Annotated in this window: 15 protein-coding genes; 9 read left to right on the forward strand and 6 right to left on the reverse strand. The window is 37.0% G+C overall.

Translation table 11 applies throughout. The features are described from left to right. Nucleotides 1–7: 7 nt before the first annotated feature. Together SUSAZ_08465 and SUSAZ_08470 are read right to left on the reverse strand one after the other, a co-directional pair. The gene (locus SUSAZ_08465; GenBank protein AHC51967.1) at nt 8–1,210 is read right to left on the reverse strand and encodes an amidohydrolase; all 1,203 of its coding nucleotides are present in this window, start codon (nt 1,208–1,210) and stop codon (nt 8–10) included. Between the two features lie 150 nt (nt 1,211–1,360). Further along, on the reverse strand, nt 1,361–2,839 hold the full coding sequence (locus SUSAZ_08470) for an MFS transporter (GenBank protein AHC51968.1): 1,479 nt from the start codon (nt 2,837–2,839) through the stop codon (nt 1,361–1,363). Nucleotides 2,840–3,312: 473 nt separating this feature from the next. On the opposite strand from SUSAZ_08470, the gene SUSAZ_08475 reads away from it, so the two are divergent. From SUSAZ_08475 to SUSAZ_08510, 8 genes are all read left to right on the forward strand, one after another. Continuing rightward, nucleotides 3,313–4,884 carry a hypothetical protein gene (locus tag SUSAZ_08475; GenBank protein AHC52568.1) on the forward strand — a complete coding sequence of 524 codons (1,572 nt, stop codon included), beginning with the start codon at nt 3,313–3,315 and terminating at the stop codon, nt 4,882–4,884. 315 nt (nt 4,885–5,199) lie between these two features. Next, nucleotides 5,200–5,331 carry a hypothetical protein gene (locus tag SUSAZ_08480; protein ID AHC52569.1) on the forward strand — a complete coding sequence of 44 codons (132 nt, stop codon included), beginning with the start codon at nt 5,200–5,202 and terminating at the stop codon, nt 5,329–5,331. 21 nt (nt 5,332–5,352) lie between these two features. Next, on the forward strand, nt 5,353–5,916 hold the full coding sequence (locus tag SUSAZ_08485) for a hypothetical protein (GenBank protein AHC52570.1): 564 nt from the start codon (nt 5,353–5,355) through the stop codon (nt 5,914–5,916). 192 nt (nt 5,917–6,108) lie between these two features. Further along, on the forward strand, nt 6,109–7,245 hold the full coding sequence (locus tag SUSAZ_08490; GenBank protein ID AHC51969.1) for a transposase: 1,137 nt from the start codon (nt 6,109–6,111) through the stop codon (nt 7,243–7,245). 205 nt (nt 7,246–7,450) lie between these two features. Next, entirely contained in the window at nt 7,451–7,570 is a 120-nt protein-coding gene (locus SUSAZ_08495) for a hypothetical protein (protein AHC52571.1), read from the forward strand. A 65-nt stretch (nt 7,571–7,635) separates the two neighbouring features. Then, nucleotides 7,636–7,923 carry a hypothetical protein gene (locus tag SUSAZ_08500; GenBank protein AHC51970.1) on the forward strand — a complete coding sequence of 96 codons (288 nt, stop codon included), beginning with the start codon at nt 7,636–7,638 and terminating at the stop codon, nt 7,921–7,923. A 59-nt stretch (nt 7,924–7,982) separates the two neighbouring features. Further along, nucleotides 7,983–8,282, forward strand: a complete 300-nt coding sequence (locus SUSAZ_08505; protein AHC51971.1) for a transcriptional regulator — start codon at nt 7,983–7,985, stop codon at nt 8,280–8,282. A gap of 209 nt (nt 8,283–8,491) precedes the next feature. Further along, nucleotides 8,492–10,798 carry a hypothetical protein gene (locus SUSAZ_08510; protein AHC51972.1) on the forward strand — a complete coding sequence of 769 codons (2,307 nt, stop codon included), beginning with the start codon at nt 8,492–8,494 and terminating at the stop codon, nt 10,796–10,798. A gap of 47 nt (nt 10,799–10,845) precedes the next feature. Here SUSAZ_08510 and SUSAZ_08515 read toward each other — a convergent pair whose 3' ends face one another. The 3 genes from SUSAZ_08515 to SUSAZ_08525 form a co-directional block, all read right to left on the reverse strand. After that, the gene (locus tag SUSAZ_08515) at nt 10,846–12,087 is read right to left on the reverse strand and encodes an MFS transporter (GenBank protein AHC51973.1); all 1,242 of its coding nucleotides are present in this window, start codon (nt 12,085–12,087) and stop codon (nt 10,846–10,848) included. A 276-nt stretch (nt 12,088–12,363) separates the two neighbouring features. Beyond that, complete coding sequence (locus SUSAZ_08520) at nt 12,364–12,774, reverse strand: twitching motility protein PilT (protein ID AHC51974.1); 411 nt, start codon at nt 12,772–12,774, stop codon at nt 12,364–12,366. Continuing rightward, nucleotides 12,762–13,028 (reverse strand): VapB-type antitoxin, encoded by a 267-nt coding sequence (locus tag SUSAZ_08525; GenBank protein ID AHC51975.1) that lies wholly within the window; start codon nt 13,026–13,028, stop codon nt 12,762–12,764. Before SUSAZ_08525 ends, SUSAZ_08520 begins: the two co-directional genes overlap by 13 nt. 351 nt (nt 13,029–13,379) lie before the next feature. On the opposite strand from SUSAZ_08525, the gene SUSAZ_08530 reads away from it, so the two are divergent. Further along, the gene (locus SUSAZ_08530; protein ID AHC51976.1) at nt 13,380–14,297 is read left to right on the forward strand and encodes a 3-ketoacyl-ACP reductase; all 918 of its coding nucleotides are present in this window, start codon (nt 13,380–13,382) and stop codon (nt 14,295–14,297) included. Nucleotides 14,298–14,544: 247 nt separating this feature from the next. Here SUSAZ_08530 and SUSAZ_08535 read toward each other — a convergent pair whose 3' ends face one another. Continuing rightward, nucleotides 14,545–14,814, reverse strand: a complete 270-nt coding sequence (locus SUSAZ_08535; GenBank protein ID AHC51977.1) for a hypothetical protein — start codon at nt 14,812–14,814, stop codon at nt 14,545–14,547. Nucleotides 14,815–14,887 lie beyond the last annotated feature (73 nt).

The following is a 14,887-nucleotide window of genomic DNA, read 5'->3' on the forward strand; positions in this document are numbered from 1 at the left end:
TAAAATACTATTCCTCACTGTAGTTTCCATAGCCTCTATATATTTTACCGTCTTTAATTACATACATTATATGAGATGGAGATAATTCCTCTAAGCTAGCTAATGGGTCTCCTCTCACTGCAATTAGATCTGCCTTGAAACCAGCTTTTATATACCCCACATTCCTTAACCCTAAACATTCACTGGCTATACTTGTTGAGGCTCTAAGTGCATCTATATTGCTCATGTACCTAGAGAGTAACAGAGCCTCTATGTAATTCTGACCATGGGGTCTCTTCTTGGAGCCAACATAATCAGTACCTGTGGCTATCTTTAACCCATGTTCGACAGCTATCTTCATGTCCTCATTAAAGTGTCTCCTAATCATCTCTTCCCTATATATCTTAGCCTCTGGATTTACTGATTCAAAGGGTATCTGGTAAGTAGCTAATGTCGGGATATAACATATGCCTCTTTCCTTAATCATCTGAGCTGTCTCCTCATCTAAACCTAAACCATGTTCTATTGTATCTACTCCAGCCATAATCGAGTTCATTAATGCGTCCTTTCCATAGGCATGGGAAGCTACCATTAGACCAGCTCTATGGGACTCTTCCACTATAGCCTTCAATTCATCTAAAGCAAAACCAGGTAATATTCTGCCTCCCTGGGAGAATGCTCCTGAAGAGTAGACTTTTATCACAGTTGCCCCCTGCCTTATTGCCTTTCTAACTGCTTTCCTACATTCGTACGGTGAATCACAGTAAAAGGAGTAAGAGATTGATTGTGCGAAGTCTAGGGGAAGTTCCTTGGGGTCATCATTACCACCTGTTATTGCCAATGAGTATCCTGAAGCAATTATCCTTGGTCCTATTATCTCTCCTCTCCTTTGCAATCTGTCAAGTCTTACAGCAACCTTACTTCCCAGATCTCTCACGGTAGTAAAACCTGATCTTAAAAGCGTTTCCATATCCCTAGTGCTCCTTATGGCTACATCTATCTCATTGACTATATTCCAAGAGAGGACATTATCCTCTTCCACTCCAAAGAAGTGTAAATGGGCATCAATTAACCCTGGCATGATGAAATCAGCGTAGATTGTTTTTGAGCTTGCCCTACTATTTTCCTCACCTTCAATTACATCCGTTATCTTATCATTCTCTACTATTACAGTTCCCTTAGGGATGACCTTCTCGCCATCAAATATTTTACCAATTAAGGTTAATTTCATGACTAAATAAATTACTTAAAGGTTTATAGCATTAAGTGAGGAAAAGTTGTCACTATTGGCTTTTCCTGTCAGTAATGTATTATTTAAAAGTTCAAGATAGAAAAATAAGAAAAATACTGCGATATTCGTTTTAGAACATATTTAACTCTACTAGGGAGATATCTCATCTAATCTTTTGTTTGCCGTCTTATGTCCAGATAGTATTGCAATTAAAGTTGATATGAGTTGGAATACTCCTATTATCACGAACACTTCAACAGCTAAACCAGTTGTCACTCCAGAGGACAGAAGGGAGCTTATGAAAGAGGCTATAATTATCAGTCCTATCCCTCCTCCTACATGTCCTATCCCATCGCATAATGCAAACCCTGTACTCCTAGCCCTCGTTGGAAAACTCTCAGCAGTCCACGCATATGATATTGGTACCCATAGGTTAAATCCATAGAAGAGTATTATTGACCCAATAAATGATACGACCACGTCTGTTCCTGCTAGTGCTATTAAAAGCCCTCCTAAGAAGGTGAAGATTACAGATATTGCCGTCCATACTTTCCTCTCCAATCTATCTCCAACAGCGAAGGTAGTCAAGGGGACTAGTATAAACCCAATACTTCCAATTGCTGCTATTATACCTGCTTCTGGTGGTGGGTAACCAAGAGAGGCTAGAACAGAAGTAAGCCCAGCTGCAAGTGTATACACTGTCATGTAACCGAACAACCACATTGTAAATAGGATTACAAAACGTTTTACGTACTGGGAGTTTGAGAAGATTGTTTTCAAAGCATCAGCATACGAGAGCCTTTCGGACAAATACGGAGTTATAACCTTCGGAAGGGAAGGTAATTGTTTGAGTTTCTTCGTAGCTTTATCCTCCATCATGTTTACAATCTTCTCTGCCTCACTTATCCTATTATGGGAGATCAACCACCTAGGTGATTCAGGTAAACTAAACCTTAGTAGTAGTCCTACCAACGCAAGTAATGCACCAATACCATACATTACTCTCCAACCATTTACAGCAAAGAAGCCGGATAAGCCTAATGCGAATGGAAGACCTAATGGAAAAGAAGCAGGAGGGGTCGTCAGTAATAATCCTAACCATATACCCAACGTGGCACCTAGGGTTGAGAACAAAAACACTAGACTTGTATATTTCGCTCTACCGTTAATAGGTGCAACTTCTCCTATGTATGTATTTACTATTGCTAGATCTGCACCAACACCGATGCCTGTTATGGTTCTAGCCACTACGAAGTTAAGGTAATCATTCACAAATGTATTGTAAAGACTACCTAAACCTGTGATAATCATTGTTATTATCAACATTCTCCTCCTGCCTATGATATCTGAAACAGGTGATAATATTAATGAACCTATTACGTAGCCTATCAAATTCAGTAGTACTGCTGGTCCCAAAAGAAGAGGGATCTGTGGTGATGACGGACTTGAGACATGAAATATGGTCACTGCTGTTTGTATGAATGATACGTTTATGTCAAAAATATCATAAAAGGTGAAGAGGAAGCCTATTCCCAGTATTCCTATGAAAATGTAAGACAGACCCCATATTGGAATCCTATCCATTCTGGCAATAATCTCTCCTGCTTTTATTTCCGCTTTCTCAGACATATCTAGTATTATTTGACGTAAATTATTATATTCATTATAAAACTAGTTTAATATAATAGATTAATTATATTTCGAGTCCAAAAAGTAAAGCCAAGTCCATAGGTAACCTATATCTGAACCTAAGTACAGGTTAGTCTCCCTCGTATAATTGAAAGTTACTCCCTCCGTGACACTGGTTCATAAAAAACATTTCATACGTATTTCAGGGAAAATTTAGACTATTTAGACTTCCCAGTTAAAAATGGAGGGATCCAAGCAAGTGAGGGTGAGGTATAGAAGGACTATAAATTAATCATATGAATTAATTGTCAGTTCATTTTTTACACATGAATAGTAATAAACTAAGTCAGAATTCATGTAAATTCAAATGCAGGGAAAGTTATTTTCGACCTTATGGTTTACTTAATCATCTAAATTATTTTCGAAGCAAGATATAAATAATACGTTTCGAATTCTCTACTTGGGTTTAATGGATGAATCCAATCTGGTATGATTTTAAGAGGACTTTTATTAGACTCTCAGTAATTATCCTCCTTATCGTATCTGTTCTAATAGCTGTAGGACTAGGTTACTTGGTAAAATCATCATTATCCTCTACAAATAACTTAGGGAATATCAATGTTGTTGCGACTACCTCAGGAGATAAAATGATTGGTTATGTATTTGACAATTCTGGTAAACCAATATCTGGAGCAAGTGTTGTCGTCTTCTCAGAAGCTGAGGTATTTCAAGCTAACAACAGTCTCGGACTTAGACCAGTTAATGAAACTTCCCAAACTACCACCAATTCCTCAGGTATATTTATTACCTCAGTGATTCCTAATGGGGCAATAACATGTAATGTAACTTATGGAGGTAAAACTGTGACCTTGATATCCTTTTCGCAATCCTCAGTAACTACTACAGATTATGCGTTATCTAGTGGTACAGCGACCTATTCTAGCTATTCTAGTGAGACCAAAAGTCAAGGTAGTCTAATCGTTGGAACCAGAGGTCAGGGTGGTACCTCTCCTCTGTCAGGTGAGACAATTTATTCCACTCCTTCATCAATAGTAGCTAGTTATGCTGTTATAGCAAATAAGGAGCTCATTGTAGCATCTAATGTTTATGGTTCAAACTTAAAATTATATGTGGGATTTATTAACTCCATGCCATCAAATGTGACGCTTAATATTTCCTCATTACCTAATTATGTTAAACTAACTTATATTGGTACGGTGAATAGCTACATAAATACTTATGATATAGGGAACCTAAATGCGAATGGTAGTTACATATTTGTAGAGATAGTGAATAGTAGTAGTACTGATACAGGTAACACTCCGTCTTCCTCTGGTTCTTTTGGCTTCTCTAGATTCTATCCTTACGGTTATGTTACAGACTATGTTATTACGGCTACATACGCACAACTTTTGCCATTTTCATTTATATTCCCTATAATGATGTTATACCTGTCATATGCCATATTCGCAAAACCTAGAGATTCAGGCGCATTAAAGTTCCTGTTAGCCAGACCCGTTACTAGACGTGATGTATTCATTAACAGGTATATTTCTGGGGTTTTAACTGCACTAATTATTTCCATAGTGTTCTCGTTGGTATCTCTAATTACCATTGAACTCATTATTGGAGCTAGAATTCCTTTAGTTCCTATACTCCCTATCTCCCTGTCACTATTTGTGGGTCTCGTAGCTTTCTTCTCTTTAACTTACCTATTTCCAACATTTATTAAATCTTCTGGAGGTTATTTAGGCATATCGATATTCCTATTTTTATTATTTACAATAGGATATTCTATAATTGGTGCAATTTTGGGATTGTACACTAACCTAGGTATAGTTAAAGCCCAATATATGTTAGGCTACTTTAATCCATTAGGCATATTCCAATTTGGGGAGTATTATGTAGACAAACTTATAGGCGCAGGCTTAATTTCAGACGCCTCAGGTGTGGTTATATTGCCCTTAGTAGGCCTCTCTAGCATATTGTGGATAGTTGTACCTTTAATTTTAGGATATATTAGGTTTAGAAAGGTAGAAATATAATACAGTTTTTTACTTCTGCTATATATTCTGATTTCTCATTAAGTTAATTCTAAATCTTATTCCAGAGAACTGGTTTTTAACAGCGTATATAATGGAAGAATTTTCAATTAATTCAAAATGTTATTTTCTCCATATATAAAAACTATTTCATTGAAAAGTGGTAGCTATATAGTGATTCGTTTATAAACTTTTATAATATTACTTTTCATAAACTAAGTATTGATATTAAGAGATTAAAACGCAAATTTATGAAAGCCCTACTGGTGAAACCAACAAATCCTACAGGCAGTGGTTATAATAAGTCATTTGGTTTTTATGCCGACACCATTAGGTTTACTTCAATTAGCAGGCGACCTTAGAGCTATAGGAAATTGGTACATAAAGGTTGTTGATATGGAAGCAGACTCTTTCTCAGTTAGTGACGTAATAAGCTTAGCTAAGTCTTAGATATATTCAATGAGGATCAATATGGAGCATGTATGGAGACAGCTAGAGGATGTCCTTACGCCTGTGATTTCTGTTACACCCACTTGGGGTAATAAGTGGAGGAATAAGTCTAACTCTAGAATATTAAGGGATATAGGGGAGATAAGGAAACTTGGTTATAACTGGATCTTCTTTGTTGACGATATCTTCATAGTATGGCCCAATAGGTCTCAGAGGGAGAAACTATTCAGAGAGATGATAGACAGAAGATTAACCATAAATTTTATAACACAGATGAGGGCTGACGTTACTGCTAGGAATCCTCAGTTAATAAAGCTGACATCAGATGCAGGTTTAAGAGTTGCGTTTTTGGGTATAGTGAGTGGTAGCCAAGAGACGCTAAAGAAGACGCATAAGAAACTTGCAATACCCAACTCTGTGAAGGCTGTAAAAGTGCTCCGTGAGAACGGCGTAATAGTGTTTCTAGGTATGATGTTAGGTGCACCATATGAATCATTAAAGGATATAATAGCTACCATAAAATTCTCGAGGAAATTAGCTGATGTCGTGCTGATGGTGTTCAATTCTCGATATATACTCCTTTAGCAGGAACTAGAATATTTGTAAATTCACTAGAGTAAAATTCAATATTTACAAAATGATGAAAGCCTCGCCATTTATGGCGGGGATGTAGATTTAGAAGAAGGAAAAACCAGCCATCTGTGATGAGATGCAAATTTTTTAAAATACTTCTACAGTTATACTGTCATGGGCAGTCCGGTTAAGGGGCGCAACTCTATGCGCCCTCATGAGGGATTCGAGATCCAATCTACAATCACGTTCAGGATCTCCCCCTCAGCCGGACTACTCTCCCTAGTTTCTCAGTATGGTAAAGCACTCAATTTCGTAATGGATTGGTTAAAGAAGAATAAGCCGGCGAAGAATATTATAAAGCAAGTGCATGATGCCCTTTATCAACAGTTGAGAGAAAAGTTTAATTTACCCTCCAAAGTTGCTCAAGATTGTTATAGGAACGCTGTCACAATCTACAATAGCTGGAGGAAAAACCCTAGACGTGGCAATTTTCCAAAAATTAAGCACTTCTCAGTGTGGCTAACGCCCAGTCTGTCATATAGACTTGACCTAGACAAAATGAAAGTTAACATAACTTCTGTTGGCGATCTTTCCATTATTGGTTATCCTAGAAACTATGCCTTGTATAAGGATTGGGAAATCAGGGAGGCTAGACTGAAGATAGTAAACGATAAAGCATTTCTTAAAGTCACTTTTCTGAAGCAAATTCAGCCGCCAACCGCGTCTGGTGGTGTTGCTGTTGACGTTAACATGGAGAATCTCACTGTAGGTAATGATAAAGAACATGTTATTATATCAACACGTCTTGATGATGCTAAACACTTCAAGTCGTTGGCTGAAGGACTTCAGAAAAAGTACGGCAACAAGACCTTCACAGTTAAGAGGATACACAAGAGGTATCTTGCTTTTCATAGGAAAGCCAAACGGATCCTAGAGGATTTTGTAAAGAAAACAGGAAAATGGGTAGTTGAGGTAGCTAAGTCTTATGGCGCGTCTGCCGTTTTTATTGAGGATTTAAACAACATGATTAAGAACGTTGATAAGTTAGCTAAACCGTTTCGTGATAAATTGTATTTAATGCAGTATCGTCGTGTTCAATACTGGATTGAGTGGCAAGCGATAAAGCATGGACTAAAGGTTGTTAAAGTTCCCGCGTTTTATACTTCTACTCGTTGTCCGAAATGTAAAGGTGAAATGAAGGAATATGCGTATAGGCAATTTAGGTGTGTTTTATGTGGTTATGAGAATGACCGCGATGTTATTGCTGTAATGAATCTTTATGGGAGGGGTTCTCTGATCCTCTCGACTGCTGGGCAAGTGCGGGTCTCGACAGAGTCCTAATGCCCGGAACCCTCGCCCTTTAGGGCGGGGAGGAAGTCAGAAGTATTTCAGGAGTAAACTGAGAATTTCTAAACTTAAGATCCCAGAGAGGAAACTAGATCTACTTAGATGGGCTGAGAAATACATGTGGAGGAAATTACCCTTCTACTTAAGGGGAACATTTATTGATCTACCTTAATCCATGATCGGAGTTTTGCGCTTATCCATGAGGAAGACCAATCAAGTATCAAAAGACATCCTAGATCTGATGATCTCGGAGTCAAGTAAAATAATATATCTTGAGCAAGGTGATAATAACAGGTATTTTAAGATAAAGACAGAATAAGGGTTTCATTATAATCCATGATTTGGGTAAATCTTTTTAACACCCATAGCACAAAGCCTTTGTATATGTTTGAATTATGGTATATTCACATTTCTCTTGCTATAGTATCTGCCATATTCTCTACATTAATTTTCCTTGAATTTAAGTCTCTGAGAAATGAGTTTCATGGAAAGCTCTCTGGCGTGTTACTCTTGATATCCGTACTACTACTTTTTGAGAGTATAATAAATGCTGTGGCATTTAGTATGTGGAGCTATGGTCGTGACCCAGTATACGTATATCCTTCCCTGGCAATAGCAATAGTTTCAACGTCAGTCATCATACTCTTTTACTATTACGTAGCTAAAGTGTAAAACTCTTTCAATTTCTACTGAGAAATTATATTAGTTTGGAAACATTTTAGTAATTACCAATGAATAATAAGGAGAGAAAGCAGATAAAGAAAATATTGAAATTCTTATTCTTCTCCTCACGGGGAGGTAAAACTAGACTGGAAATCGTAAAACTCTTAGAGTTTGATTCGCTAAACGCAAATCAGATAGCTGAAAAATTGAACCTAAACTACAAAACAATAATTCATCATTTGGAGGTCTTAATGGAAAATAAAATAGTAGTAAAAGAAGGGGACGGATATGGGGCTAAGTTTAGGTTAAGCAGAGAGTTCGTAATTTTTAGAGAAGTTCTTGTGGAACTTGAAAGAGAAACTAAGTGAAATTAAATGTCAAAAACGAGTGTCTCTTTACGACCTCTATTTAAGCTTATAACAACGTTGAATTCCCTCCCTTTAACTTTTATGTCTTTATGGCTCCTTTAAGCTCAGATAGGCTCTTTATTTTTCCTCATCTTCTAATAATAAACTAACGTAACTAAATTTGGGTAAATCTTTATAAACAGATGAGACCTTACACGTATCGAAGGGAAATGCCTGACTCAAAAACAATAGGTTTCGTCATAGTAGCTATAATATTACTAGTCATAGCTGCGGTAGGTTTTTATGAGTACAGTGTTGTCAGTTCAAACTACACATCTCTACAAAATTCCTATACATCACTAAGTTCTACCTTGTCCCAAGCTCAAGCTAATGCCAGTTACTTTATGAAATTGGCAGAAGAAAACTATACCAACTACCAAAAGTTACTGTCAAACTATACAACACTGGAAAACATGTATTCAGCATTACTGAAACAAAAGGTGTCAGCTCAATATACTGAGGGTAGTGCACTTGCCAATGTCTTTAAAATGTGGGATGGTATAGCAATAGAATCTCCAGGAGATGTGACTCCTTATCTAGCCTCAAACTTCACCGCAACCATATCTGGAGTACCATTCCCTGGTACATATAATTTACAGACGTTCAACTCCTCATGGCTTTCTAATTTCTTCTCTGATTATGAGACAGTGTATTTCTACACCACTGAATTACCTAAAGTAACCCAAATGAGTAATACTTCATACCAAATATCGGCAGTGGTTCAATACTTTGTGGCTCCAACACAAGACCCCATATACCTTCAGGTATTTAATGCATCAGTGACCTTAGTAGTTCAAATAATAAATGGAGTGCCTGAGATAACCTCAATGAATTGGGTAGGTAATGAGGTCTCACCATCAGCAGTAATTTCCGGCTATCCATCACAGCATTTAATGCAAGCAAATCAAGTGGCTTATGAGGTCCTGTCAGAGGTTAATGGACTAGGTGCAGAGTTTGCCCCTAATGTAATTTCTCAGTACTTCAGTCCCAATGCAGTACTAAATATTTCTGGAGTGCTTCCCCAGGGGTTATCTAACGGAACTTATACTGGGTTAACAAATATACAGAATTTCTTCAATAATTGGGACAAATATTTCATATTCGTTGTAGAGTATTCACAGAATCTCTTACCAAATGGAACTGCTATACCTCCTTCAATCAAGGTAACACTACTTCCAAATGAGACCATGGCAGTTGTCACTGCTAATGTAACGCCTATAATTGGTTTTGTGAACCAGGGCGAACCAACATTCCCTGGTATATACGACTTACACATATCATTAACAGCCTACTTAATGTACAACTCGACTGCTGGAATGTGGCAAATTGTCAAAGAGAATTGGAATGTAAATTCAATTCCATCAATAGAGGACACATTGTTCTACAACATAAATCAGCCGATATTTAAGGTAATAAAGGAAAGTACAATCACTGTAAACGCATCTACAGGTGGAATAGTCCAGGCAGGTAACATCGTCTCCATAGTACAACCCGGTACTTATGCTGAGTTGCCAAATGGTACATTATTATCAGTTTATAATTTCTCGTTAGTACTATTCAGTGTTCAGGGAGTTTATCCACCCCCACTAGCTTTCTTTAACTATACACCTTCATATGCCTTTGCTTTTGCTTTGAACGGCAAGATATCTCCAGCCTATTCCTTCGTAAATTCCTCAAAGGTATCCAAACCAATAATAACAATTGTATATGGATCAAATACCTGGACAAGCTGGACTTGGCTTGGAGGAAGCTTCAATGGTACAGCTTATGTGGGTGGGAGTTACAAATTCCCAGACAAGTGGATTTACGGGAATAATGTAATGGTAAATACTCAATTCTTTAAACCTGTCCTCTGGATATTCGAAACAGGTCAAAATCCATTAGCTATTCCACCGACTCCCTCCAATGTTTCAGTGACTAAAGCCTTTGGTTTAACACCTATAAACGCATACTCATATCAGGTTAATGGAATGGAAGGAGGAGTAATAACTGCAGGGAATATAATGGTGGTTATAAAACCAGGTACTATAATTCATACTCCCACAGCAAACTTAACTAATTACAACTTCTCAGTAGTGTTCTATTCAACCAATGGTTTACCAAACTCTCCATCTGGAGAAGTACCATTCATAGCCTTTGCATACGCCATAAATGGTAATGTCACATTCAGCTATAGTGCCTCACAGAGTTTCATTACAATAGTATCAACACCTGATAATAACGGACAAATGTGGACATGGGGTCCACCAGGATATATCCTTAAGGATTCTATAATACTTGGTAATGGTATAATGGTGAATTTAACGTTCTTCAAACCAGTACCATGGATAATTACACTCCCCACATTAACCAGTAGTTCAAGTACGACCAGCTCCTCAACGAGTTCTATGTCAACCTCCAGTAGTTCAACCTCCAGTAGTACTACCTCAACCACTTCTACAACATATACTTCCACAACATCTACATATCCGTATTGAGGACAATTTTCAGAACATGGTAAAAAGTCAAGTAATTTTTTCTTTATCTATTCTACGTTCAATCTATCAATCCTCTTCTTCTCTCTAGCCTCTGGCACATTCCAAAAGAACTTGTAGTATAACCAGAGGTTCAATGAGTTAGTAAAGAATGCTGCAGTAAAAGGAAGTATGACAGAAACACTTAACAGAAACCCTGACAGCAAGGTAGATGAGGCTAGTGATAATAACCTTGCAGTTTGATTGGTTCCACTAGTTGTCGCTCTTCTATTGCTAGAAACTAGACTCATCATTAATGCCTGTTGTGCAGGTAATGAGATAGCTCTAAAAGACGTGAATACAGCATAGTCTAGCGCAGCTAATAAATCATATCTAAGGAAAGGAAAAACAAAAGTTAAGATCGTTGATACGAGTCTTGTGTATATGATTAGTCTAACAAAACCTAGTCTTTCATTCAGTTTGGGCGTAAGTAAAATTAAAGATGCCGAGACTATCCCACCTATGGATACGATATAGCCAATCTCAGCCTGAGGAAGATTGTAGAACTTCTCAAATACTATAGGTATAAATGGGACTATTAATCCTTGAGAGAGTCCGTTAAAAAGTCCTGTGTATGTAAACTTCTTTATGATATCTCTGTTTCTGTTATTATTATTATCATTATTTTTACTATTTTTATTATTTGTACTTATCTCAATAGGCTTTTCCTTCAAGTCACTTGATTTTTTCTCGGTAACGGGTATAACAAATATAAAGGATAACGTGGATAATAGGATTCCTAGAAGAAACAGTATCCTATAGTCATTTATGCCTGCCAGTAGTGCCCCTGCGGCACCGCTATATGTGGAGATGGTCGTAAATAAGGAATATATCTTGGTGAAATCTTCCTTTTTAGTTTTTTCCGCTAATATGGCAGATTGAATCGGTGCAACTATTGCCCCTACACCTCCTCCTATTAAACCACCCGCTATTCCAAATCCTCCAAGTACTGCAGATAATGCTAAAAGCGGAAAGTATTTTGTGAAGAGAAGAATTACTAGGCTTATTGGTAAGAAGGATGTACTAAGTAGTAGGAAAGGTTTCCTTCCGTACCTGTCTGCGTTTACGGAGAAAAGGAGAGAGAATAGAGGATTGACAAATGCTCCTATTGCAAACAGGATACCTACTTGAATAGTGTTTAGCCCTATGTATAGGTAATATATGCCTATTATTACTGATAAGAACCCAGCGGCGAGACTTCTTGAAATTCTGGAAACCATAAGTAGATAAATGTCAATCCTATCCCTATCCATAGTTCATAGACGTATCATGAATAAATATAAAACTTTCGAGACCAAACCATGCTAATAAATGGATTAATTCTTCACCTAAAATAATATTAATAAAATGAAATATTTATACTCACTCTCGATGTTGTGTTACTTAATCCGGGCTTTCATTACCCGGGTCATGTTGTCAATTTAAAGCCCTCCCTTTTTAATTATCACTTAAACAGTGTTTGTCTTATGCCACTAATCATGAGAGTTGAGTATTATTCACTTTTAGGGCGATAGATAATTCTACTTATGTTAGATTTTGAAATCTCTTACATGCTTAACCCATTGCAAACTTCTAACCTTCCTCAACAGCTTCTCATCTGCAGTATATACCTCTTCGCCAAGAGTTTTACCTAGGGTTATATAGGCAGAGTCATAAATCGTTATACCGTACTTCATTGAGAAGGTTACAATTTCCTCTATATCGGAAAAGCTGTAGTAGGTTATTTGAAAATCATCTAAAATCCTTGAAATCGTGACTAGTTCCTCTTCTCCTAAACTATACGTGTATTTCAGCCCATTAATTACTTCAAAGGGTAAAATACAAGGCGCTTTAAGGTCTACTAGACCTTCAGAGTATGCTCTCTTAAGCCTATTTGCATCATCGCTATACTCCTCTTTAGCATACCATTTTATGACAACTGAAGCATCTACAATTGCCAATTCTTATCTCTCCATTCCCTTATTTTTTCTTCAGACTTCTCTCCACTTAAATATGCGGAAAATTCCTCTGCTTTAATAGAAGCCCTTTTTATTCTATCACTGTCTTTTTTCCTAAAATTCCTCTTTCTTTTTTTGTTCTCTTCCTCTATTACACTAATTATACTTCTCCTTATAACTTCGCTCCAATTTATATAGCTTAATTCGTCCATTTTCTCTTTTAGCTCGTCGTCAATCCTAACTGTTATTATAGGCATCATTTTCCTATTATAACTGTATATAAAAAACTTTACGTTACGTAATTACACATTCTTATACGGTGCAATTCAATATTCATCATCACGAGAATTCCACTTACTTTCCAAGTCTACAGCTCATAGATTTATGAAAAATGATCTTGTTGAAGAGGTTTTCGGCAAGGACAGGAAAAGTTCAAGTGGAGAGTTCAAGTTAGCTTCTTCTTATTCCATTTAAATCTTCACTGAGCAAAGGTTTAAGGTTTATGTAAAAAGAACTAGAAATTTCAAGGATTATTTCATATAGACTGCTGAGAAGTTCAGTGATTACATAGTTTTTAATATTTTATGAGATAAACTAAGGATACTTACATGGGGAAAAATATGGGAAAAGTAGCCATTGTAACTGGTGGGGCAAGAGGTATAGGAGCGTCTATAAGCTATACACTGGGTAAGAGAGGCTATTCTGTGGTCATAGCTGATGTTGATGAGCAAGCTGGTTCTTACAGAGTTGAGCAGTTCCGCAAGGAGAATATAGATTCACTCTTTATGAAAACTGACGTATCATCGGAAAGTGATGTGAAAAATCTCATGGATGAATCTTACAGAAAATACGGTAGGATAGATGTGTTAATCAACAATGCAGGGATTGGATTTAGTGGGAGAAGTATCGAGGAGCAGACACTTGAGGAATGGAGAAAAATAATTGACACTAACCTGACAGGCACCTGGTTATGTTCAAAATATGTTATAAATTACATGAAGAGAAATAAGGAAACTGGAGGGGTAATTATAAACATAGCGTCAACTAGAGCACTGCAATCCGAACCAAATACCGAGCCTTATTCTGCATCCAAGGGTGGAATTGTAGCCCTAACCCACTCTCTAGCTGTAAGTCTCAGCAAGTATAATATAAGGGTTATAGCTATTAGCCCTGGATGGATAGACACTAGTAGTTGGCAGTATCCTCCAAAGCAGAGCAGGTTAACTAACCTAGACCACAGACAGCATCTCACCAGAAGGGTTGGGAGACCTGAGGACATATCTTCAATAGTCTCGTTTTTGGTTTCCGAGGAAGCCTCATGGATATCTGGTGTAAATTTCGTAATAGACGGTGGGATGACTGTCAAAATGATTTACTTGGACGAGAACGTGATCAGAGATTCGCTATCAATTTTACTTGACGACGAAAATTTATCAGGCTTATTCATGAACCTTGTGGAAAAGGCTAAATCAGATAAGGATTTTGTAAGGAGGTTACTAAACAATCTTGTATCTGATAAGGGTTGAGACATTTGCTGATGATCCATTGACTAGTACCCAAGGAATTTTCGTAATAAAATTTGATCTCAAACTCATTTAACGATTTAAGGCTTAAACTACTAAATGAGAACGAGATTGGGCACCATTATCCTCAAGTTTAAAAACAAATTATATTTTAGACTAAACCCATCAATTTTCCTAAGTATGATTGATGGAACTACTCCTTTTGAGTCTCCCTTAAGCTCATCCGTTCTCTCCCATCCTTATTATTCATTCATCTCTTGAGCTTATTTTCTATTTCCAAATAGCTCTCTATCATCTCAAGCTCTCTCCTACCACCATCTGTAAGCGAATATCCCTCCTTGTTCACCGTAATCAAGCCTAATTTTTCCATATTTGATATATATTTGGAGAATACATCATAGTTTAATCCCACTAAATACATCAAATGAGTCTTTTTCACTTCAATTTCACTGTCCATAATTTTTTTAAGTATTGTGTAAATTATCTCAATTTTCCTCCTATGCTTAGACATTTTGATCATCAATGGTATTATGATTTTTACAAATTAAGTTTTTTGTGTAACTTTTATAAATAACACTTATAATTAAGGCAAA

It is taken from the genome of Sulfolobus acidocaldarius SUSAZ (genome assembly GCA_000508305.1).
GTDB classification, from domain to species: domain Archaea; phylum Thermoproteota; class Thermoprotei_A; order Sulfolobales; family Sulfolobaceae; genus Sulfolobus; species Sulfolobus acidocaldarius_A.